At 39.9% G+C, this 23,912-nt stretch carries 21 protein-coding genes; 6 read left to right on the top strand and 15 right to left on the bottom strand.

Going from position 1 to position 23,912, the window contains the following annotated elements:
* Window positions 1–18 precede the first annotated feature (18 nt).
* From IV67_RS09060 to IV67_RS09595, 3 genes are read right to left on the bottom strand one after another with little or no spacing between them, the layout of a single operon-like run.
* Window positions 19–1,248: a preprotein translocase subunit SecY gene (locus tag IV67_RS09060; protein WP_057789107.1), complete on the bottom strand. Its 1,230-nt coding sequence runs from the start codon at window positions 1,246–1,248 to the stop codon at window positions 19–21.
* Between the two features lie 23 nt (window positions 1,249–1,271).
* Window positions 1,272–2,846, bottom strand: a complete 1,575-nt coding sequence (locus IV67_RS09055; RefSeq protein WP_337250202.1) for a preprotein translocase subunit SecA — start codon at window positions 2,844–2,846, stop codon at window positions 1,272–1,274.
* Between the two features lie 6 nt (window positions 2,847–2,852).
* Window positions 2,853–3,629 (bottom strand): DEAD/DEAH box helicase, encoded by a 777-nt coding sequence (locus tag IV67_RS09595; protein WP_337250201.1) that lies wholly within the window; start codon window positions 3,627–3,629, stop codon window positions 2,853–2,855.
* Between the two features lie 69 nt (window positions 3,630–3,698).
* Here IV67_RS09595 and IV67_RS09050 point away from each other — a divergent pair, with 69 nt between their 5' ends.
* Entirely contained in the window at window positions 3,699–3,884 is a 186-nt protein-coding gene (locus IV67_RS09050; RefSeq protein WP_057789106.1) for a hypothetical protein, read from the top strand.
* Between the two features lie 101 nt (window positions 3,885–3,985).
* On the opposite strand, the gene IV67_RS09045 is transcribed toward IV67_RS09050, so the two are convergent.
* The 6 genes from IV67_RS09045 to uvrA all read right to left on the bottom strand — a co-directional run bounded on the left by IV67_RS09045 (window position 3,986) and on the right by uvrA (window position 10,760).
* On the bottom strand, window positions 3,986–4,591 hold the full coding sequence (locus tag IV67_RS09045; RefSeq protein ID WP_057789105.1) for an ATP-dependent Clp protease proteolytic subunit: 606 nt from the start codon (window positions 4,589–4,591) through the stop codon (window positions 3,986–3,988).
* Window positions 4,592–4,665: 74 nt separating this feature from the next.
* Window positions 4,666–5,628 carry a DNA-binding protein WhiA gene (gene whiA / locus IV67_RS09040; protein ID WP_057789104.1) on the bottom strand — a complete coding sequence of 321 codons (963 nt, stop codon included), beginning with the start codon at window positions 5,626–5,628 and terminating at the stop codon, window positions 4,666–4,668.
* Window positions 5,629–5,648: 20 nt separating this feature from the next.
* Window positions 5,649–6,656 carry a gluconeogenesis factor YvcK family protein gene (locus tag IV67_RS09035; protein ID WP_057789103.1) on the bottom strand — a complete coding sequence of 336 codons (1,008 nt, stop codon included), beginning with the start codon at window positions 6,654–6,656 and terminating at the stop codon, window positions 5,649–5,651.
* Entirely contained in the window at window positions 6,653–7,543 is an 891-nt protein-coding gene (rapZ, locus tag IV67_RS09030; protein ID WP_057789102.1) for an RNase adapter RapZ, read from the bottom strand. Before rapZ ends, IV67_RS09035 begins: the two co-directional genes overlap by 4 nt.
* 129 nt (window positions 7,544–7,672) lie before the next feature.
* Entirely contained in the window at window positions 7,673–7,792 is a 120-nt protein-coding gene (locus tag IV67_RS09325) for a putative metal homeostasis protein (RefSeq protein ID WP_157050322.1), read from the bottom strand.
* Window positions 7,793–7,913: 121 nt separating this feature from the next.
* Window positions 7,914–10,760 (bottom strand): excinuclease ABC subunit UvrA, encoded by a 2,847-nt coding sequence (gene uvrA / locus IV67_RS09025; protein ID WP_057789101.1) that lies wholly within the window; start codon window positions 10,758–10,760, stop codon window positions 7,914–7,916.
* Window positions 10,761–10,960: 200 nt separating this feature from the next.
* Between uvrA and IV67_RS09020 the strand changes: the two genes are divergently transcribed.
* From IV67_RS09020 to IV67_RS09005, 4 genes are all read left to right on the top strand, one after another.
* Window positions 10,961–11,257, top strand: a complete 297-nt coding sequence (locus IV67_RS09020; protein WP_057789100.1) for a hypothetical protein — start codon at window positions 10,961–10,963, stop codon at window positions 11,255–11,257.
* Window positions 11,258–11,305: 48 nt separating this feature from the next.
* Window positions 11,306–12,292: a LacI family DNA-binding transcriptional regulator gene (locus IV67_RS09015; RefSeq protein ID WP_057789099.1), complete on the top strand. Its 987-nt coding sequence runs from the start codon at window positions 11,306–11,308 to the stop codon at window positions 12,290–12,292.
* Window positions 12,293–12,487: 195 nt separating this feature from the next.
* Window positions 12,488–14,707 carry a CHAP domain-containing protein gene (locus IV67_RS09010; RefSeq protein WP_057789098.1) on the top strand — a complete coding sequence of 740 codons (2,220 nt, stop codon included), beginning with the start codon at window positions 12,488–12,490 and terminating at the stop codon, window positions 14,705–14,707.
* Between the two features lie 271 nt (window positions 14,708–14,978).
* Window positions 14,979–16,358 (top strand): gluconate:H+ symporter, encoded by a 1,380-nt coding sequence (locus IV67_RS09005; RefSeq protein ID WP_057789097.1) that lies wholly within the window; start codon window positions 14,979–14,981, stop codon window positions 16,356–16,358.
* 69 nt (window positions 16,359–16,427) lie between these two features.
* On the opposite strand, the gene IV67_RS09000 is transcribed toward IV67_RS09005, so the two are convergent.
* Window positions 16,428–17,426, bottom strand: coding sequence for a YeiH family protein (locus tag IV67_RS09000; RefSeq protein ID WP_057789096.1), 999 nt, complete (start codon window positions 17,424–17,426; stop codon window positions 16,428–16,430).
* A 119-nt stretch (window positions 17,427–17,545) separates the two neighbouring features.
* Between IV67_RS09000 and IV67_RS08995 the strand changes: the two genes are divergently transcribed.
* Window positions 17,546–18,367, top strand: a complete 822-nt coding sequence (locus tag IV67_RS08995) for a LysR family transcriptional regulator (protein WP_057789095.1) — start codon at window positions 17,546–17,548, stop codon at window positions 18,365–18,367.
* A 37-nt stretch (window positions 18,368–18,404) separates the two neighbouring features.
* Here the strand turns inward: IV67_RS08995 and IV67_RS08990 are convergent, their stop codons facing one another.
* From IV67_RS08990 to IV67_RS08970, 5 genes are all read right to left on the bottom strand, one after another.
* Window positions 18,405–18,839, bottom strand: coding sequence for a lysozyme (locus tag IV67_RS08990; RefSeq protein WP_057789094.1), 435 nt, complete (start codon window positions 18,837–18,839; stop codon window positions 18,405–18,407).
* A 321-nt stretch (window positions 18,840–19,160) separates the two neighbouring features.
* A complete protein-coding gene (locus tag IV67_RS08985) occupies window positions 19,161–19,685 on the bottom strand; it encodes a hypothetical protein (RefSeq protein ID WP_057789093.1) in 525 nt (174 codons plus the stop codon).
* A 242-nt stretch (window positions 19,686–19,927) separates the two neighbouring features.
* Window positions 19,928–22,528 carry an ABC transporter permease gene (locus tag IV67_RS08980; RefSeq protein WP_057789092.1) on the bottom strand — a complete coding sequence of 867 codons (2,601 nt, stop codon included), beginning with the start codon at window positions 22,526–22,528 and terminating at the stop codon, window positions 19,928–19,930.
* Window positions 22,529–22,531: 3 nt separating this feature from the next.
* On the bottom strand, window positions 22,532–23,245 hold the full coding sequence (locus IV67_RS08975; protein WP_057789091.1) for an ABC transporter ATP-binding protein: 714 nt from the start codon (window positions 23,243–23,245) through the stop codon (window positions 22,532–22,534).
* Window positions 23,246–23,366: 121 nt separating this feature from the next.
* Window positions 23,367–23,837 carry a MarR family winged helix-turn-helix transcriptional regulator gene (locus IV67_RS08970; RefSeq protein WP_057789090.1) on the bottom strand — a complete coding sequence of 157 codons (471 nt, stop codon included), beginning with the start codon at window positions 23,835–23,837 and terminating at the stop codon, window positions 23,367–23,369.
* Window positions 23,838–23,912 lie beyond the last annotated feature (75 nt).

Genomic DNA, 23,912 nt, shown 5'->3' with positions numbered 1-23,912 from the left:
TTTAGTGCTCCTCCTAAACTAATACAAACGGTAGTTATTCTTTTGTGACAAGGCCCGATATTGCTTTACTAAATTGTCTGTAATCGAAACTAAAATTGCTAGACTACCAAAGTAAACCGAATAGTTAGCTAGACCCGGTTGTTTCCATATAATAGCCAAAATCAATGGGGTCACACCAATCACAATCAATAACAAATTTCCTAACATCGTAATGATGCTAAAACGTCGGAATAAAAATGAGGCAGTGGCATCCCCTGGGAAAATATTCAAAAAATATTCACCAGATTCCTTCATATTTTTCGCTAATTGTCCAGGTTGAACCGTAATAAGTCCAAATGCAAAACCTAGAAAACACAAGACCAAAGCATAAGTAATCACACCGGCCCAAGTCTGGTAATCCGTGATGTGCAACAAAAATTTTCCCCATTCAGATTGTTGCATGCTTTTTGTCGTTAAAATCATACTTGGGATGCGAAATAGACTCGATGAAAACATAAAGGGCATCGCACCAGCTGTTAATAAACGTAGCGGTACATATGAGTTTTTCAAATCCCCCTCTAACATAGGCCGCTGAACTTGAAAATGGCGTTCTGCATTCATCACCCCTTCAAGGATAAAGAGCACAACAACGGTCACAATCCCAGCAATCATTAAGTGATCCCGTGTTAGGTTGTAAGTTAACTCACCCCACCCAGCGCTGAGCATGCGTGGCAACCCCATCAAAATTCCTGGCAGAATTAGTAATGAACTACCCCCTAATCCCCTTTGCGCCAAAAAATCACCAAGAAAAATAGAAAGCATGGCTCCCGCAACTAAGAAGAGACCAACTACCACCATTGATGCCGTCTTGCCACCACCAAAATACGGAAAACTAATTAACGCATTTTGGATATAATAAATAATTTGAAGGGCTTGCAAAATGGCAATGATTAACGCAATCCATTTTTTAATATAGCTCATTTGCCTTTGCGACAAATGTTCAATACTATCCAAGCCGAGTGACGTAATTGCCTGCCAAACAATCATACCGGTCATATATGGCCCAATGCCTAACGAAAATAGCGTTGGCAGATTAAATTGTGAACCCGTCATGACCCCGAAGGTTTGCAACAAAGTTCGATTTTCTAGACTAGCCTGAGCAACACTAGGATCAATCACTGGTACGATAATTTTTTGTCCCAAGACATAAATCATCACAATCATCAACGACCAGCCCACGCGTTTCATCAGGTCTCGATTTTTAAACATATTTATCATCACTTTCTGCATCATTAAGGGAATTTCACATCAACTGTACCGTCTTTTTGATAATTAACTTCTGAGTTAATCAAATATTGAATCGCATTTAGATGCATATTTTTCGCCATTTTTTGATAAGCCTGTCTGGCCTCATCTTGATATTCAAACAGCGGATTCCATTGCGCAACACTACGCGATTTAGTTAACGTTTTTAATAGTTCTAAATTATCAACCTGTTCGACCCAAGCATCATCAACCGCCTTTAAAAGGCATAGTCGTTGATAATACACCCATTGAGCTTGATGCGGCATTAAGGCTTGTTGTTTTGCATAACTCGCATTCATCGTCTCAGACAACAATTGCGTTAGTTTACGTATACTTAACGCTGATAAATCTTCTTTAACAATATAATCAGGATCAATGTATCTATAAATAAAATCAACAATATCGTTCTTGGCTTGACCATGCTTATAGTCATCCATAAATTCATCAATCACTTGTGCCATCAGACGCTCAACTAATGTTGCCAACACTTCTGGTTGGGCTTGCATCACATTATTACGATATTCATAAATACTATCTCTTTGTAATCTAAAGACTTCACCATATTGTAAAGTCTCAAAACGTGCTGAACGGTCACGATTCGCCACCACTTTTTGTGCGGAATCAATCACATTTCTAAAGCGACTATATCGACCCAAAGTTTGCTTTGGACGACGCTCATGTTTTTCTGCATACTTCAATACACGCTTTGGGGCATTTTCAATCACAATTTTATCTTCCAATGAATTGAAAAACACACTTTCCCCTGGATTTCCTTGTCTTCCAGCACGACCACGTAATTGCGCATCCACACGCTGATTAACCATGCGTTCAGTTCCAACGACTAATAAGCCACCTAATTCACGTGCTTTGGAACTAATGTCGATATCGGTTCCACGCCCAGCCATCGATGTGGCCACCGTTACGGCCCCAACATTCCCAGCTTCATAAATAAAATCAGCTTCTTTGGCGGCACTGCGCGCATTTAAAAGACTATGCGGTATACCGGCTCTTAATAACAGACGCGAATAAAGATTTGATAATGATAGCGAGCCCGTCTCAATCAAAACAGGCCGTCCAGTTGCATAAGCGTCCTTGACGGTTTCTAGGGAAGCCATTAATTTCGCTTCATTCGTAATAAATAGTTGATCTGGTTGATCAATTCGTTGATTAGGTCGATTTGTCGGAATCTTTCGGACCGCTAAATTGTAAACCTCTAAAAATTCGGCTGAATCAGTCATCGCGGTTCCAGTCATACCCGCAAGTTGTTTGAACATTCGAAAAAGATTTTGATAAGTGATTGATGCCATAGACCTTTGTTGGTCAGTTATCGTGACATGTTCTTTCGCCTCAACCGCTTGGTGCATACCGGCCTGCATCTTCATACCTTCAAGTTCACGACCATTTTCGGCATCAATCAAAACAATTTCATCATGGTCCACGATATAATCGCGATCACGTTTATTAATATAATTCGCTTGCAAGGCTAATAAGACATGTCGATATAGCTCAGCCCATTCAGCACTAAGTAAATTATCGATATCAAAGTATTGTTCAATTTTCACAATCCCTTACGGCGTCAGCCAAATTTTCTTTAAATCATCACTACGTTCATAGTCTTCATTTTCAGCTAGTAGTTTTACGACATTGTCCGCTGACTCAAAATAATTAGATTGAACCCTGGGGACACCGGATACAATCAAAGGTGTTTGCGCTGTATCCAGCAAAACCGCATCAGCTTCGTCGATTAGGGCAAAATTAAAGCCTCGTAGGTACTGTTCACTTGGTGTTTTTGCTAAATTATCAAATAGGTAATCAAAACCAAGTCCACTATTCGTTGTATACACAATGTCTGCTGCATAAATGCGCGCTAAATCACGATTATTTGGATCTTCACCTTCTTTAGCAACACCAGATTGTACGGTCAAACCCATCCAACGATACAATTTCCCCATTTTTTCCGCATCACGATTAGCTAAGTATTCATTTGCGGTAATTAAAAAGTTTCCAGGTCCCGTCAAGCCATGCAAATACATAGGCATCACGGATGTTAAGGTTTTCCCTTCACCTGTTTTCATTTCAGCAATATTGTTATATTCAACAACCACTGCTCCCAAAATTTGGACATCAAATGGTCGCATATTCAAAACACGCTCTGCAGCTACACATATGGCTGCATAAGCGTCTGGTAATATCTGGCGTAGCGTCTTCCCTTGAGCTAAGCGTTCACGAAACAAGACCGTTTGTTCTTGTAAGGCGGCATCATCCAACTGTTCATATTTTGGTATAAGTTGTTTAATTTTTTGAACAATTCGCTCATACCGATTTTCCCGATTAAAAATTTTCATCGCATTACTCTCCCAATGTAATAGATTCCAATTGTATTTCTATGTATTCACTTTTATAATGAAACTATTATGAATAAAAATGAAGATGATTTACTTGATCAAGATATCCAGGCTCGTTTAAACCAAGAACATGCCGATAAACCTAAAGTCACAAAAACGCATAACCGTTCTCGTTATATCCAAATCACTGTGGCCGTTTTGCTAGCCGCACTTGTACTGTTTGGTATTATTTTCCCACTATTCAATATGTATTAACATACAATATTGTTAAAAAGATAACAATTTCATTTTAACACAGTTTTTAAATATGCATTAAAACGACAAAAAAAGGGATACCAGCAGGTATCCCTTTTCTTTTACTTCGTTGCTTCTTTTTGCTCATCGTTAGTTGTAATGACGCTATCAACTAATCCATAAGCCAATGACTCATCAGCATCTAGCCAATGATCACGTTCTGTATCATTTTCCACTTGTTCATAAGGTTGACCAGTGTTGTCAGCCAAAATGTGGTTCAACTTAGCACGCGTCTTCAAAATTTCCTTAGCGGCAATTTCGATTTCAGTTTGCTGTCCTTGAGCACCACCTGAAGGTTGGTGAATCATGAATTGTGAGTTTGGCAACATAAAGCGCTTGCCCTTAGCTCCAGAAGAAGCTAGAACTGACGCCATTGATGCAGCTAATCCAACCACGATTGTTTGCACTTCTGGGTGGATAAAGTTCATTGTGTCATAAATTGCCATACCGGCGTTAACTTCACCACCAGGTGAGTTAATGTACATGTAGACATCCTTATCAGGATCTTGCGCATCCAAAAATAGTAATTGCGCAATAATTGTTGTAGACATTTGTGAATTAATCTCACCCGTAACCATAATAATACGGTCCTTTAACAAACGTGAGAAAATATCATATGAACGCTCACCTTGTGATGATTGTTCAATAACGTATGGAACTGGTAACATATACATTCCTCCAATCATATACTGAAACTTATTTATCTATTCTAAACACTTGGTCAAGAAAGGTCAAATGAAATTTAATTTGGTCGAATACTCTTAGGTAATTTCCCTGTTTCGCGTAATTCATCAGCAATTTGCGTTAATTTACGCAAACGATGATTAACACCTGATTTCGAAATGGGACCTGATGGCACATAATCGCCTAATGCCGACATGGGTTCTTCACGATGCGCTAAGCGTACTTTTGCCATTTCACGCAATTTATCTGGTAATCGGTTCAAGCCCACTTCTTGGTCCAGGTATTCAATATCATCAATTTGTTTCTGACTTGCATTAACGGTCTTATCCAAATTCGCATTTTCAGCATTAACCAAACGATTAACTGAGTTACGCATGTCGCGCATAATCCGCACGTCTTCCATCTTAAGCATGGCATTGGTTGCGCCCATCACATTTAACATATCCGCTATCTTCTCGGCTTCTTTTAAATAAACAATGAAACCAGAGCGACGATCCACAACTTTGGCATTTAAATCAAATTGATTCATCAACTGACATAATTGCTGCGCTTGCTCTTCATAAAGCGAGTAGATTTCAAGGTGATAACGACTCGTTTCTGGATTATTAACTGACCCAGCAGCCAAGAATGCACCACGCAAATATGAACGCGCCATCCCCTCCGCATCAAGCCATTCATCAGGAGGCGTTGCTGTCATCTCAAAATCATGCAAGATATGCAAATCCTGAAGTAACTCATCAACGCCTTGGACAATACGGACCACATATAAATTATTCTTTTTTAGTTTCATTTGACGCCTAACTGAGATTTCAGCTGGCAACTGATAGAATTTTTGCAATAAGCTCAAAATTCTACGAGCAATCGCTGCATTCTCTGTTTGTACATTTAGCGTAAAATGCATATTACTCAAACCAAGCGATCCATTCATCCGTAGTAATGCAGCTAGTTCAGCCTTTGCATTATCAGGATTATTGACTTCGAGCATGGTGAGTTCTTTTTTAACATCACTTGCAAAGGACACACCGGTACCCTCCTAACTCTTTAATTCTTAATCTTTTTTTCATCAACGATCTTCATAATCAATTTAGCAACTGTATCGCCATCATGGAAAGCCCCATCATCACGTAGTTGTAAAAGGTCCCCAACAATTGGGACCGCACCTTCACGACGAACCTCTTCAGGATCAGAAGCAACTTGATGTGATACTTCATTCCAGCGTTGCCAATCAATGTAGTTTTCGGGAACTTCACCAGTATTCATAATGACAGAATCAATCACCCGACAGCCAACATGTTCATTAATGGCCCGAACGTGATCGGCCTCAGTATAATTATCGGTCTCACCCTTTTGCGTCATAATATTAGCAATATAGGTAATTTTAGCTGGCGTTAACTTCAACGCTTCGCGCACATTGGGAATAACCAAATTTGGCAACACACTCGTATACAAGCTACCGGGTCCCAATACAATTTCATCGGCATTTAAAATGGCATTAATCACTTCACTTGGCGCTTGTGCCTCAGCATGACCCGAATTTTCTTGTGGTGTCACCCAAATATGGTCAATCACTTTATGTGCTGCCGTAATTTCAGCTTCACCAGAAAGGACCGTCCCATCAGTAAATTCAGCATGCAACACCAATGGTTCATTCGCAACTGGATAAATTTGTCCTTCAACATTCATCAAATGCGACAAAATCTGGACACCTCTGAAAATGTCATTTTCCTTTTCCGCCATTGCAGCAATGATCAGATTTCCCAATGCATGCCCTGCCAACATTTCATCTTCTTTTTTGAAGCGATATTGAAAGACATCAATGATATCTTGCGATACATTTGACATGACTGCCATCACATTTCGCACATCTCCAGGTGGGATGATGTCAAGATAGTGCCGTAACGTCCCTGAGGATCCACCGTCATCTGCAACAGTAATCACAGCGGTTAGGTCAGCATCGTATTGCTTGAGCCCTTTAAGAATAATTGGTTGTCCGGATCCACCACCGATAACAACAATTTTAGGCTTGGTCTTCACTCTTATCTCGGTCATTGTCCGTACCCAATCTTTCTGCGCTCAATATCACGATGATTTTCGTTGACAACCCAATCTGCTTTCAAATCTTCGGCCAAACGATGTGCAAATGCGACTGAACGATGTTGTCCACCTGTACAACCAAAAGCAATCGTTAAGTTAGTCTTACCTTCAGCTTTGTATCGAGGTAAAAGCCAACGGAAACGTTCTAATTCCATTTGATAAAACTTTTCGGCATCCGGATTATCCCACACATAATCCCAAACAGGTTGATCTAAACCGGTTAGTTCTCGTAGTTCTTTTTTATAGTAAGGATTTGTTAAAAAGCGGACATCATCGGTTAAATCAGCATCAGTTGGTAAACCGTATTTAAATCCAAAACTCATCACTTGCACTGTAAATGCAGATTGACGGTCTTCGTTTGATCCAAAATTATTAATAATGTGCTGACGCAATTCTTTGGCATCAAGTGGCGTTGTATCAACGTAATCCGTTGACATATCTAATAAGTCACCCATCAATTCGCGTTCAATATGGAGACCTTCTAAAGTCCCTTTTTCACCGGCCAAAGGATGTTGACGCCGTGTTTCTTTATAACGTGCTACTAATTCTTTATCATCGGCATCTAAAAAGAGTACCCGCAACTCATAATCACCACGATTTTGTTCATCCATCAAAAATAGCTCTTCATCTAAATCAACAAAAAACTGGCGCGAACGTGTATCAATCATAATTGCTGCACGCTTAATATTGGGTTCGCTGGAAATCATTTGCCACACATTGGGCAACAAATTAGCTGGTAAATTTTGCGCTGTAAAATAGCCTAAGTCTTCAAACGCCTTCATTGCAACTGTTTTACCAGCACCACTCATTCCCGTTACAATCACTAATTCTTTCTTTTCCATATGCATACTCCTTTCGATTCTGATATTAAGTATATCATTGATAGCAATTTTAAAGCGGTTTCAAAAGGGATTTTATAAAAAAAGCAACCTCACTTAAACACTGAGATTGCTTTAACTACATATTCAACTTTACTTCTTACCGCTTTGACGTGCCGCATCATGTAACGCCTTCAATGCGCGCTTACGCGTCTTAATATTAGGACTCTTCATTTTGCGACGAGCTGAAGCAACATCTAACTTTTCTGCCATCATCTTGCCCTCCTTTTATTAACTTAAAGTAAGTATAACACGAAAGATGATAAACGCAAGAACTAGCGATTCTAAAAAAAAAACGACTATCAAAAATCGACCGCCGTTTTAATTTATTATACTATTGCGCTAAATTGGCCCGCTTGCGATCACGGTCCATAATTGGTCCTAAATACTTTCCAGTATAAGACGCTTCAGTTTTAGCGATTTTTTCTGGCGTACCTGTCGCAACAATTTGTCCACCACCGGCACCACCTTCAGGGCCTAAATCAATTACCCAATCAGCAGTCTTCACAACATCTAAATTATGTTCGATAACCAAAACGGTGTTACCACCTTCAACCAAACGTTCTAAGACTTCAAGCAAACGTGCAATATCATCCGTGTGCAAACCAGTTGTAGGTTCATCCAAAATATAGAATGTTTTCCCAGTTGAGCGACGTTGCAATTCAGAAGCTAACTTCATACGCTGCGCTTCTCCACCTGACAAAGTTGTGGCTGATTGGCCTAATTTGACATAACCCAAACCAACATCAACAATTGTTTGCAACTTTCGGCGAATCTTTGGAATTGGTGCAAAGAATTCGACAGCTTCCTCAGCAGTTAAATTCAAAACGTCTGCAATCGTCAAGTCGCGATACTTTACTTCCAAAGTTTCAGAATTATAACGTGTGCCATGACAAACCTCACAAGTGACATAAACATCAGGTAAGAAATTCATCTCAATCTTAATGACCCCGTCACCCTTACAAGCTTCACAACGACCACCCTTAGTATTGAATGAAAAACGGCCTTTGGCATAACCACGTAGTTTCGCTTCATTTGTTTGAGCAAACAAATCACGAATATCATCAAAGACACCGGTATAAGTCGCTGGGTTTGAACGTGGTGTTCGACCAATTGGACTTTGGTCAATATCCACAATCTTATCGATTTGATCAACGCCTTCAATTGATTTAAACTTACCTGGCTTTTCAGAATTATTATTCAATTCAGCCTTCAGAGCACGCTTCAAAATGGTATTCACCAGTGTTGACTTTCCAGAACCAGAAACTCCGGTAACGGCAACCATTTTTCCCAATGGGAAATCAACTTTAACATTCTTCAAATTATTCTCTTGAGCACCCTTAATCGTGATTTTACCGCCATTGCCTTTACGTCGTTTTTCAGGAACGGGAATGAATTGCTTTCCAGCTAAGTATTGACCGGTTAATGAATTGTCATTTTGCTCAATTTCTTTAGGTGTTCCAACGGCCATAATCTGACCACCGTGTGCACCTGCACCAGGGCCAACATCAACAATATAATCAGCTGCCAGCATCGTATCTTCATCGTGTTCGACAACAATCAACGTATTGCCCAAATCACGCATTGCCTTCAATGAACCAATCAAACGGTCATTATCACGTTGATGCAATCCAATTGATGGTTCGTCAAGAACGTACATCACACCTGACAAGTTTGACCCAATTTGCGTCGCTAAACGAATACGTTGCGCTTCTCCACCAGACAACGTCCGAGCTGATCGAGATAAAGTCAGATAGTCTAACCCAACATCTTTCAAGAAGTGGAGTCGATCCGTAATTTCTTTAACGATTGGGTTCGCAATTTGTTGGTCTTGTTCACTAAATGTTAACTGACTAAAGAAAGTCAATTCTTCATCAACAGGCCAATCTGAAACTTCACCAATATGGTGACCATCCAACTTTACTGATAGCGCAGCCGCGTTTAAACGATAACCATGACAGGTTGAACATGGTAGCTCATTCATATAACCGCGCATTTGTTCACGTGTAAAATCAGATGATGATTCCTTATAGCGGCGATTAATATTATTAATCACCCCTTCAAATTCTGTATCAATATCACGAATACCACCAAAATCGTTTTCATAATGGAAATGAAATTCTTCATCAGATCCATATAAGATTTTCTTTTGATCAGCATCTTTCAATTTTTCAAAAGGCACATCCATCGGAATATTATTTTGCTCTGCAAATTGACGTAATAATTCAGGATAATATTTTGAAGAAATTGGATTCCAAGCAGCAATCGCGCCATCTTCCAATGTCATACTTGGATCAGGAATAATCAAATCCATGTCGACTTCAAGGGTGATTCCTAAGCCACCACACACTTCACACGCACCATCTGGCGCATTAAATGAAAACAACTGTGGTTCTAATTTTCCAACAGCATAGCGCTTTAGGGCACCTGTATAGTGATCAGAGTATGTATATTGGTCTCCACGAACGACATCAACCGTCACTAAACCATCAGCCATCCGTAGTGCCGCTTCAAAAGCTTCATACAAACGCGCATGTGATTCGGGCTTCAGTACAATTCGATCAACCACAATGGCAACATCATGATATTTATTCTTCGCTAACTCAATGTCTTCACTAACATCATGTAATTCACCATCGATCATAACGCGAACATACCCTTCGCGCTTAATGCGATCAAGGACCGTTGCATGTGAACCACGCTTATGCTGTACAATTGGTGCCAAAATTTGAAGACGGCTTCCCACTTCTAAACGTGTGTCTAAATCATTTAGCATTTGGTCGATTGATGTTTCAACAATCACTCCGTCTTTGTCCGCATCTGGTTTTCCAACGCGTGCATACAACAAACGATAATAATCATTAATTTCTGTCACGGTTCCAACGGTTGACCGTGGATTCTTTGATGTCGTCTTTTGATCAATTGAAATAGCAGGGCTTAACCCATCAATTGAATCAACATCAGGTTTATCCATTTGCCCTAAGAACTGACGCGCATAGGCTGAAAGGCTTTCAACATAACGTCGTTGTCCTTCGGCATATAATGTATCAAACGCGAGCGAGCTCTTCCCAGACCCTGACAATCCAGTAATAACCACAAACTTATCGCGTGGTATTTGAACATCTACATTTTTTAAATTATGAGCGCGTGCTCCATGGATGGTAATCCAATCGTGTGCCATAGAGGGTCTCCTTTTTTCTTTCATTTAGTAACTAATTGCTATTATACAGCTATTTACATCAAAATGTTAGTTAAAACCTAATGTGATTCGTCAAAAATGTAAATTTAGCTTTAAGCTCTGACCATTTCCAGCATTTTACGTGCATTTCCCCTATAATTCAGCCTATAATGAACTTTAACTATATTAAAAGGAGTTTCAATATGAAAAACGTTGATTCTAAACCTTGGAGTTTTTCATGGATTTTGGAGCATATTGCTTCGGCAATCCTATTAATTGGGACCGTCCTAGCGGCGGCAACAGCGTTAACTGCGCTGATTATTGGCGTGGAACAATTAGCAGCCTATGCTGTCACGCAACACTTTATCAATACTTATACAAATGTTTATAATAATGCCTTTCAAACGATTCTCTGGCACTTTATCAGTATCTTTGTGGTGGTCGCCTTTTGGTCACTCCTAGATACTTTCACCGAAGAACCTGAAGCAATCGATGACTAATCATTTCAGTTGTGTTGTGACATGATTGAAATAGAAAAGAGTTCACTTATGACAAAAGTAACCATTACTGATGTGGCAAATGAAGTTGGCATTTCAAAGACAACCGTTTCACGTTATCTAAATGGCCAATACAACCGCATTAATATCAATACCCAACATGCCATTCAGGAAGCAATTGATGCCCTTGGCTATGTTCCTAATCAACAGGCACGTTCTCTTAAATTAAAAGAATCGCACCTGATTGGTTTGGTTATTGCAGATATGGCCAATACGTATTCATCACATTTAATTAGTGGTATTCAGAATGTCTTCCGACAACAAGGCTACAGTTTGATGATTTTTGATTCAGCCAATATTGTTGAGCAAGAAAAGCACGCCTTAAACCAACTTTTGGCGGCGAATGTTGATGGGCTAATCTTACAACCGCTTGTAAAAAACAGTGATCAGTATCAGTTTTTATCGGAAAGAAATGTGCCAGTCGTGCTAGTTGACCGTCAAACTGAGCCCCAGATTTGGCCAAGCGTGACTTCAGATAATTTTAACGCCTCAAAAAATATGGCCAAAATTTTACTCGACAAACAGTACAAACAGGTTATTTTCCTAGATTCACATGGTGAAAATCCCTGGACCAATCAACTACGATACGATGGTATTGCTAGTATTACGTCCCGTAGCGATATGGACTTAACTTATGTGCAAGTTGAAATGGCTGATTTTACACCATTAGCCGCTGTACTGGATGCGCATCATGGACCAGCCCCTGTTATTTTTGCAGCAAATGGTGAGCTACTACTAAAGTGCCTCAGTTGGCTTAAAAGTCAACAGATTGCCGTCCCTACCGATGTGGCCGTAACAGGTTATGATGACTCAACCCTTGGGGACCTTATCACCCCAGGCATTACCGGTGTCGTCCAAAATCCACAAGTGCTTGGTGAAACAACGGCAAATTCAATTTTGAATCATATTAAGCAAAAATCAAAGATTGTTGATCAGATTGAAATCCCCAGTCAAATCATTGAACGCGCTTCATGTTAAACACAAGTACAGTCGAAAATTTGACTGTACTTTTTCTTTTTTCACGGGCTATATGACAATTCCGCTTAAATTAGTTATCATTCTTTTACCTAATTGCAATGAACACTCTGTATCATTAGCTTGTTCAATGAAATATAAAAATAATACGAAAACACTAAACTAACTATTAAAATATCTAATTTATGGAGATATCTCATGAGTGAAAAGAAGCATATCAAATTATATAAATCTGGTAAGCTATGGGTCACAGCATTAGTAGGATCCGTAACTTTAGTTGGTGGTGGGCAACAAGCACACGCCGATAAAGTCGATGGCACTGCAACTGCCTCTGATACAACATCAACTGAGGTAAAGACAAATCAAAGCGTTCAGACATTACCTCAAAGTAAACCAGCGAATACACAAGTAAATACAAATAGCGCTCAAAAGGCCGTCGCAAAGCCTGCTAATCAACAAAAGCAAGCGACTCCTGCTCCTAAGCAACAAGCGCCTGCTAACCAGCAAAAGCAAGCGACTTCTGCTCCTAAGCAACAAGCGCCTGCTAACCAACAAAAACAAACGACTCCTGCTCCTAAGCAACAAGCGCCTGCTAACCAACAAAAGCAAGCGACTCCTGCTCCTAAGCAACAAGCGCCTGCTAACCAACAAAAGCAAGCGACTCCTGCTCCTAAGCAACAAGCGCCTGCTAACCAGCAAAAGAAAACAACTTCTGCTCCTAAGCAACAAGCGCCTGCTAACCAGCAAAAGAAAACAACTCCTGCTCCTAAGCAACAAGCACCTGCTAACCAACAAAAGAAAACAACTCCTGCTCCTAAGCAACAAGCACCTGCTAACCAACAAAAGAAAACAACTCCTGCTCCTAAGCAAAACGCTGCTAACCCAAAAAGCAAGGTAGCGCCAGTTAATCAAAAGGCCAAGCCAGTTGTTAAAAATGGTTGGCATGGTAATCAGTACTACCGTAATAATCAAGTCGTTAAGGGCCACGTTAAAATTAACAATAACTGGTATTACTTCGATAAAAATGGTCGCGCAATCTCTGGCCTGTTTCAGAGTGGCCAAAATCTGCAACACTATGAAAAGAACTTTGTTCAAACAGTTAATGCCTACAAAACCATTAATCACAGCACTTATTATTTTGGTGCAAATGGTAATGCAATGCGCGGAGTGCGTGCATTCAAGGATGGCCGTGGTCAAACACAAATTGAAGCTTACAACAATAATTTCAAGCAAGTTCGCAATGCCTACTACAACATTGATGGTGGTAAAAGCGCCTACTATTTGAATAACAATGGGCGCGCCATTAAAGGCGTACGTGCTTTCAAGGATGGCCGTGGTCAAACACAAATTGAAGCTTACAACAATAATTTCAAGCAAGTTCGCAATGCCTACTACAACATTGATGGTGGTAAAAGTGCCTACTATTTGAACAACAATGGTCGCGCCATTAAAGGCGTGCGTGTATTCAAGGATGGCCGCAAACCAACACAAATTGAAGTTTACAACAATAATTTCAAGCAAGTTCGCAATGCCTATTACAAAATTGATGGTGGTAAAAGCGCCTACTATTTGAACAACAATGGTCGCGCCATTAAAGGCGTGCGTGTCTTCAAAGATGGCCGCAAGCAAACACAAATTGAAGTTTACAACAATAACTTCAAGCAGCTTCGCAATGCTTACTACAAAATTGATGGTGGTAAAAGCGCTTATTATTTAGGTAACAACGGGCGTGCATTTAAAGGCGTGCGTGCCTTCAAGGATGCACGTGGTCAAAAACAAATTGAAGTTTACAACAATAATTTCAAGCAACTCCGCAATGCTTACTACAAAATTGATGGTGGTAAAAGCGCCTATTATTTAGCTAACAACGGACGCGCTGTCAAAGGTTTACGTAAAATCAATGCCCAAAAGTATGAATTCTACGATGCCAATTTTAAACAAGTTCGCAACAGAACGGTTGCAGTCAATAAAACAACAACTTATCGTTTTGAAAACAATGGTTTAGCCAAGCGTGGAAAAAACGGTAAACCAACGAATTTGCGCAATGTTGCTGATGCAGGAAAACAAGGATTTTATCGTGGTGGGCATACCTATCCAGCACGACAATGTACTAGTTTTGTTGCCAATATTCTTGCCTCACAAGGTGTCCCAAATGCTAAATTCCATCACTTAGGAAATGGTGCTCAATGGACATCAGGTGCGCGTTCACGTGGTATCCTCGTTAATCGCACGCCACAAGTTGGTGCGGTTGTTTCATTTAAGGGACATGGTTACTCGTCTGCTGGACACATTGCCTATATTACCAAGGTTAACCCAAATGGAACATTTGTTATTGCCGAAGGAAATTACAGCGGTCGTGCCTATAATCAACGTACCGTTTCAATGAATGCAGCCGTCGCTGGGATTATTCACTTCTAACAAATAAAAAACGATCAAAGGCCTTGATCGTTTTTTTATTACCCTAAATTCCTGAATATGTGATTTTATACACAATACAAATAACATGACCAGAATATTCCATATTAATTTAACATTCATTTTACAGTTAATCGTTTTCATAATCGATTGTTCAAGCTCTCTAAGAAGTTTTCTAATTATTTAAAAAGCATTTAAATGTAATCAGACTGTGATATTGCTCACGACATTACAGTGTACAATAACAAAGTTAGTTCATTTTGGAGGAAAAAACATGGAATTTCTTATGTTAGCATTAGCAATTTTGTTATTGCTGGTGTTGATTGTTAAGTTCAAACTTAATACATTCGTTGCACTTATTATTACAGCTTTCGTTTTGGCTTTACTATTGGGGATGAACCCAATGGAGATTCCAAACGCTGTGCTTGGTGATCAAGGTGTTGGTAACATCTTAGGAGCCAACTCAGTTATCTTTATTTTTGGTGGTATGATTGGTCGTTTGGTTGCCGATGCTGGTGGTTCATACCGTATCGCCCATACATTGATTGAATGGTTCGGTGTTAAGCGCCTACAATGGGCCGTTCTAATTGCCTCATTCATCATCGGAATCTCAATGATTTTCGGTGTTGGTATGATCTTGTTAATTCCAATCGTCTTCGCCGTTGCTAAAGAAGCTAAGGTGCCATTGCTATACCTTGGTATTCCAATGACGGCTGCCCTTTCTTCAGCCCAAGGCTTCTTGCCACCACAGCCAGCTCCAACCGCTGTGGCAACTGCTTTAGGTGCTAACGTTGGTATGATGTTGATTCTTGGATTGGTTGTTGCGATTATTACTGCCGTTGTTGGTGGACCTTTGTTCACTAAGTTGGCGCAAAAATACGCACCAGATGCTTTCCAAAAGAAAGACTCATTGCCAGCCGTTGGTGAAGTTAAAGAATACGACTTGAAGGATACACCTTCATTTGGTCTTTCAGTTTTGACTTCAATTTTCCCACTAATCTTTATGATTATCGCAACTGTTTATAAGATGATTTACACAGGTGGTGTGACACCTGAAAACCCATCAATGATGGATTCAATCATCGACTTCATGGCTAATCCAGCCGTTGCGATGACCATTTCATTGGTCTTTGCGATCTTCTCAATGGGAATTTGGCAAAAGCGTTCAATGAAGCAAGTTAACGCTTCAATGGCCGAAGCAACAAATGCTGTTGCCGGAATTCTTTTGATTGTTGGTGGTGGTGGTGCCCTACGTGGTGTCCTTGTTACTTCTGGTTTCTCAGACAACGTTGCTAAGTTGTTTAGTGCCAACGGTTCAATGTCACCAGTCATGATTGTCCTATTCGCCTGGGCCGTTGCCGCTGTGCTACGTGTTTCAGTTGGATCTGCAACTGTTGCTGGTATGACTGCTGCTGGTATCATGGTTTCAATCGTTGCTTCACAATCAAACCCAACTATGGCCGTTTTGGTTGCCTTGGCAATCGGTTCTGGTTCATTGATTGCTTCACACGTTAACGATGCCGGATTCTGGATTTTCCAAGAATTCTTCGATATTTCAATTAAGCAAACTTTCCAAATCTGGACTGTGCTTGAAACCGTTATTTCGATTACCGGTCTACTTGTCATCCTTGCTATGACAATGTTACTTATCTAAATTAAATAACATCAATTGTGTAACTAACAATAAAAAAAGCATCTACGTCAATGTAGATGCTTTTTTTCATTACCAAATTAAGTAAATAAGGCTAAGCGCAATGAGAATTTGGAAAATAATCGTCACGAGACCGTAGCCCATATATTGCATACCAGATTGTTTGATGGTTTGCCATTTCAAGTTCAACCCAATTCCAGCCAAGTTCACAATTCCCAAGAAACTAGAAATTTCATGGCTGGCATGATTAATCACATTTGGCAAAGGCACCAACGTATTGATCACCACGGCAATCAAAAACACTGTTACGAACCATGGCATCTTAAACTTAGGCTTGGCCGCCGTTGTCGTTGTTTCAGAGCTGCCTTTTGAAACCAGATGGGTCATATAAATCACAACCCCTGAAAGCAAAATGACACGAAGCATTTTGAATAAGGTCGCATAGGTTACCACATCTTGATTAATCAAAGACGCTGTTCCAACCACTTGTCCGACTGATTGCACGGTCCCACCAACTAATGCCCCCATTAATAAATCATTATTGTGTAAAAGGGTTGGTGCAATTAAAGGTAAAATAAGCAGCAAAGCGGTTCCAGAAAGTGAGACCGTTGCGACGGCCGTCCTTCTTTTGTTGTCATCCGCATTAATCGCTGGCGCTACTGAAGCAATCGCGCTCGAACCACAGACTGCGTTTCCGGCCGCCATTAGCATAGAAGATTTTTGGTCTACATGGAAAACTTTCTGTCCAATCCACATGACAAAAGTAATCGTTAACATCATAATCGCCAAAATGAATAGCAATCCACGCCATTGTAGTGAGGCAATCGTGCTAAGCGTTAAGGTTAACCCTAAGATTGCGATGCCGACTTCAATCGGATATTTTTCTGACCACTTAACACCACTCCCCCAACGGCTATCACTGAAAAGGGTATTCCCCAATCCAAGGCCAATAAACATCGCTAAGGTTTCGCCGCCTAAGGCAGGTAAGTACGGTGCTAATAGCTTCGCAACTACCGCCACGCCAAAGGTTAACAAAATCCCTTGCCACATTTCTTTCTTAATTTTAAACATTCCCCATAACTCCTCCTGTCTTGTTTACATCTCTTATTGTAACGAAGAAACATCAATAAGTTAAATTAATAGATATAATCAAATCGATTATGTTTTATAATAGATACAGGAGGATTCGTATGTTTAATTTATTGCAGACATTCATTGCTGTCTATGAAACCAGAAGTTTTACACAAGCAGCCAATCAACTCTTCATATCCCAGCCAACCGTCACAACCCATATTCAGAAATTAGAAAATGAATTACAGACACAATTATTTGTGCGTCAGGGCAAACAAGTCATCCCTACCGCCATGGCGCAACAGTTCTATCCACAAGCGCAAAGTATTCAAAGTGAGTGGTTAAATACAAAGCGTGCGCTCACTCAAGTTGCCAAACAAAATGTACGGGTAGTTATTGGCGTCTCACATTCATCAGCGACAACTCTCTTGCCACAAATCCTATTGAGCTTGGCAGATTTACTTAAGAATGTTGATTTAAGTGTCCGCATGCTGAATTCAGAACAAGTATTTGATGGTATTCAGAATCATCACATTCATATTGGTATTATTGAAAAGCCTTTAAGCGATCAAAATATTAGTAGCTTCCCGCTTGCCTCAGATCAATTAGTCCATGCCGGTGATTTCACGAGTTCGACTTGGCTGATTCGTGAAACGGGTTCTGGTATTTATCACTTTACGCATGAATATCTTGAATTAAATCATATCCATCCCCAACAATTAATCGAAATGGATAATAATGATATTATTGTTGCTCAATTAAAAACGGGATTAGGTCAATCAATTATTTCATCACGCTTTATTGATGAGAGCATTCCTTATGAAACCCTAGGTCCTGAATTCAATCGCGAATTTTACATGGTGAATCACGTTAATGAAACTGAACCAGTTGTCTTACAATTAATTGACTATGTCAAAAAGCATGTTGATACATTCAAATAAAAAACACCAAAGGCATTGTCCCTTGGTGTTTCTTGTTTTAAAGACGATTAAATAATTTAACTTCAGCTTTGCGTCGTCGAAGTAGTCCACGTTCAAATTTCGTCCCTGGCATGATGAAATTTAACATTGATTCCGTCATATAGTTCCAATCCTGTTGACGTAAAGCATTGGGCATTGCTGGATAATCCGTAATCCAACTTGGTCCAAGATTATAAGTAAACGAGACTAATGCATCAAATTGATTTTGTGTTAACGTTGCACCAATTCGATTAATCGCATCTTCAAATTGCTGCACATCAATAGCTAATTGCTTGAGTGCATCCGCTTTCGTCCAGACTGTCTGTTCGTCAACACCTGGAACATTGAATGATCCATAGCCAATCGTCCAACCTCCGTCGCCCAAATCATACGCGTGTGCTTCAAATCCTTCAAATTCTTTTATCAAATCGAGCCCTTTTTTACTGGTTTGCATTAAGTCCTCCTTGCCACAAATCCATATCCTACTTGCTTACATTCTAAATTTTCTCCATCAATTTCACAAGTTTTAAATGAGTTTGAAAATTCATGAAAGTGACTACAATGCCTTTTCATAACTTTTTCTGTGATTTATTTTTTATTTTAAAAAAATGACTGGTTGTTGCCTATAACTATCAGGCTTAATATAAGGATTGTAAATCTATGAACTCCCATATATAGATTCCATCTCCTAGGATCGCTTGTTTCCCGCAGGCGGTCTTTTTTTGTGTCTTCAAAATGAAAAAGAACATCTACGCTTGGCATAGATGTTCCTTTTCTATTTGCTCATCAATAATCCTAATCCGACTTGTAGAAGCATCAGCGTTAGCCCAACATAGAAGTATTTATTTTTTGAATTAAATACTTTATTCAGCCACATCAGACATGTATAAATAAAAATACTCAAAATCGAAAAACTGAATGTCACTAATTGATTCGCTTGATTACTTGTAAAAACATATACAGTTATCGCATATATCGTTTGCGGAATCATTGCAATCATTAACCACATCCAAGAAACGCCTGTTGAAAAATTTCGATCAGGTGCAAATAATCTCACTATCATTTTCATCACAACGGCTGTTATTAGCGGAATTAAGACTGCCATTAACAAAATTAATCCCTTTATTATGATGATACTGCTCTCTGCGTCTAGGTTTGCTTTTGCGAACTCCTCTTTCGCTTGCATCAATGAATCACTTTGTATGACAAATACATTCAGATTATTAAACAAAATCAAAGTACATAATAGTAGTATTGCTTCTCTGGCTAACTTAATCCGAGTTCCTTCAAATTTATACACGTTAAACCCCCCCCTATTGTTGAATAACTGTATAAATCTAAGAACCGCCCCATCTTTAAACCCCACTCATTAATTATCCCTCACTTAAACAAAATTCTTTTATTTAAAAAAATAATTATGCCCAGGCTTAATAATAACCCAACGCATCAAGAATCACAATAAAAAACGACCGAAAGGATTTTCTCCTTCCGATCGTTTGCAGGTGGTCATATCACGAGTATGACCCCTTTTATGATAATGAATTACTTCAACGCACCCAGCATATCAACGCGATTAATCTTACGCGCCATCAACCACATCACAATTAATGCGAAGAGCACAATAATCAACGTTGAGATACCCAAGTTAATCAAAGTCACCCCTGGTACGCTCATTGTGTTTTCAGGCATCACAACTGACATCAAGTAGGCATGAACCACATACCCGAAACCAAAGCCAATCAAGATTCCCAAAGCTGTTAAGCTGGCTGTTTCACGATAAATATATCCCAGAACTTCCTTTGGATAGAAACCAAGCACCTTCAATGTTGAAAGCTCCTTAATTCGTTCTGACACATTAATATTCGTTAAGGTGAATAGCACCGTAAATGCTAACAAACCAGCCGCAATGATAATAATCAGCACAACTTGATTCAAACTCGTCAAGACCGTATCAATATCATTTCGAATTGAACCAGACTGCAAAGCCGATACTGCAGCGTCTTCTTGATTTAGCTTCTCCGCCATATCACGCATCGCTGAATTTGAACGATTATCCAAACGAATCAAGCTCGCATTCGCATCAGGCTTTTCATCAAAGACCTTTTCATAGTAGGTCGCATTCATCACAACATTGTGACCCGTGTACATTTCAGCAATCGCCCCGATTTTAACTTGGTGCTCCTCGCCCTTAGCATTTGAAACCGTTAGCTTATCGCCAACTTCCAATCCCTTGAGCTTAGCTAACTTCTCAGTGACGACAGCTGAATCGTCTTGCAAATCAAGCGCTTGACCTGTCTTATAATCACGCAAAGTTAGATACTTATCAAATTGCTTATTGTCTTCAGGAACCATCAATTGAACTTGTGAGTCTGATTGCTGTCCCTTAACCGAAACATTCATGCTATCCATATGAATATCAGTTGAACGTTTAACATTCTTATCTTCATCAATGGCTTGATGATAATCATCACGCTCTGCATCACTCGCATTCGCATTATAAAGTCCGACGACATCGTAATGCACAATTTGTTCATATTGTAGTGGGACTAATTTATTCAATGAGTCACGAATTCCAAAACCAGTAATCAATAGCGCAATACTTCCCGCTACACCCAGTATGGTCATCCACATCCGGACTTTATTACGTAATATGTTTCGAAGCGTTACCTTATTGAAGAACGACAATTTTGACCATAGGCCTGTCCAACGTTCTAGTAGGATTCGGGTTCCATTTGCCGGAGGCTTAGGAAGCATTTGGGTCGCAGCTTGTTCACGCATATCCCGATAGGTCGTGTGTACGGCTGGGAAAACGGTACTTAGCAATGCCAGACCGTATGACACCAGAATTGGCCACCACATAATGCCAATTGACACACTGTTCGTATAGAAATTTGAACCAAAAGCTTCAAAAATACGTTGTGGCAAAATGAAAATTCCGATAGCTGTTCCAACAACAGTTCCCAAAGTTGCAACCAACACACTGTAGACAATGAATTCCTTCAATGACTGCGCACCACTGTAACCAAGCGCGCGTAGTGTTCCCACTTCCGTTCGCTTCACATCAGCCATACGTTGCATCGTGACAAAGCTAACCATCAACGCAACCGCGAAGAAGAAAATTGGGAATGAATTAGACAATTCGCCCACACGGTCAGAATCGCCACCGAATTCCGTGTAACCTGGACTAAAGCCGTGGCGTGTTTCAGCCGTATACTCAAGTTGATCAATTGATGCTTTACTTGCATTGGCCTCATCAATTTTTTCATTAATTTCATCTAAACCAGCTTGCGCCTGGCTGGCCATTGGTGTCCCTTGCGCTGCCTGCACAGTGGTTTCCAATTCTTGCTTCTGCGCCTGCGCATCCTTAACTTGCTTATCAATATCGTTTTTCAGATCTGTACGACGATCCTTAGCTAAGCCGTTCACGACTTTTTGCATGTTATCCGTATTTTCACGGACTTGATGCTCATATTCATTCGAATAGGCAGCCCCATGCACATTGTTATAACTTAATTGCGCAACATTTTCACTGCCAGTGAAAGCATCTGGACTCGTTACCGCAAAGCCATCTAATTGCCCCGTGGCCATCTTAGTTGATCCAAGATTGTGACGACGCATAAATTGGGCTGAACGAACAAAGCCAGTTACTTTGAATTCTTCACCCTCCAAAGTATCTAATTGCTTGTCATTGTTATCAGTCAACTTAATCGTGTCACCGATTTTATAGTTATCCGATAATTGTTCACCTAAGGCAATTTCATTCGCTTGCGTGGGCATTTTACCCGAACGAATTTCCATCGTACTCAAAGTATCAGGCGTTGAAATTAAACGTAAAGCTTGTTTATGTCCATGAATTTTTGCATCAGTCTGATAACTGTATTCAACTTTATCAACGTCTTTTTGCTGTTTAATTTTATCTTTTTCATCATTCGTAAAGCCATCATTTGTGGGCATTGATAATTTAGCATCCGCTAAATTTTGCTCCGTGTAGACTTCGCGAACGGTATTGCGCATATCTTCTGGCGTTGACTTTAAACCAACGAACACGAACACTGCTAATGCAATCAGTCCCAAGACTGAAAAGAAACGTGCTTTCGATGCTTTAATTTCACGCCAAATATTTAAATTCAGCATATTTTTCATCGTTTACCACTCCAAATCTGCAATTGGCGTTGGGTTGTCATTACGTGTATCAGACTTCACTTTACCATCAAAAATCTCAATCACGTGGTCCGCCATCGGCTTAATCATACCGTTGTGTGTCACGATAATGGCGTTCTTACCTGTTTCACGCACATAGTCTTGGAACACTTGAAGCACTTGCTTTCCAGTATGATAATCCAAAGCACCGGTTGGTTCATCCGCAAGGAGCAAACCTGGATTTTTCGCCATCGCACGTGCAATTGAGACACGTTGTTGCTCTCCACCAGACATTTGCGCTGGGAAGTTATCCTTACGCTTGTCCAAACTAACTTGCTTCAACGCTTCAACCGCATCCAAAGGATTATCACTCAATTGTGATGCAATTTCTACATTTTCCATCGCCGTCAAATTCTCGATCAAGTTGTAGAATTGGAAAACGAAACCAATTTCCTTACGACGATAACCTGTACGACCACGTTCGTCATATTCAGAGATATTATTGCCGTTCACAATCACCTTACCGTGCGTGTTAAAGTCCATCCCACCTAGAATGTTAAGCAACGTTGACTTTCCGGCTCCAGAAGCCCCAACGATGATTGTCAATTCACCTTTGTAGATGTCAAAACTAATATCGTCGTTAGCGCGAACTTCATTTTCTTGGCCCTCATTATAGATTTTTGAACTATGTTGGACTTCAATAAATTTTTCTTGTGCCATGTTCGTTTTACCTCACTCTTCGTTATTTTTGTGACGTGTTGCGACTTTTAATCTAACCATTCGCATCTCACGCTTTTTGTATGAAAAATTTCATTTTGATTATGACTTATTGCAACTGTGATTAATCACTTAGTTCTAGCAAATATTCATCGATACTAGTAGAAATTTCCTTTAATAATTCTGATGCATTATGAACGTTTTCTTCCGACAATTTACTTAGAAAACCACGGACTGAATCGTACAAGGGTTCATGCAAATTTGCATGATAACCTAGCGTTTCCAAACCTAAATCAGTGACCGTAAAGAAAACTTCTCGTTTATTGTCTTCGCGTCGCTGACGCTCAATCAATTTTTCAGCTTCTAACTTTGGAATCTGTTGCGAAACAGATCCCTTCGTTACCCCTAACAATTCTGACAATTGGGTCAAATTTGCAGCATTATTATTCGCAATCACTTCTAATAAATGAATTGAGCTAACCGTGACTCGAACCCCATTTGAGAAGGTTAGTGGCTTCTTTTGGACTTGAGTTAATTTATTATTTACGCGCAAAAACTGATGGACTAAACACATCAATGTTTCATCTTCTGTCATCGGTTTAACGTGCACCTCCTTTATTAATTCGGTTAATAGTTTAGTACTAAACTATTTGATTAGAGTATAAAATAC

The sequence above is a fragment of the Weissella minor genome, from assembly GCF_001437425.1.
Classification (GTDB): Bacteria; Bacillota; Bacilli; order Lactobacillales; family Lactobacillaceae; genus Weissella; species Weissella minor.
This window is presented reverse-complemented; position numbering and strand designations above follow the sequence as displayed.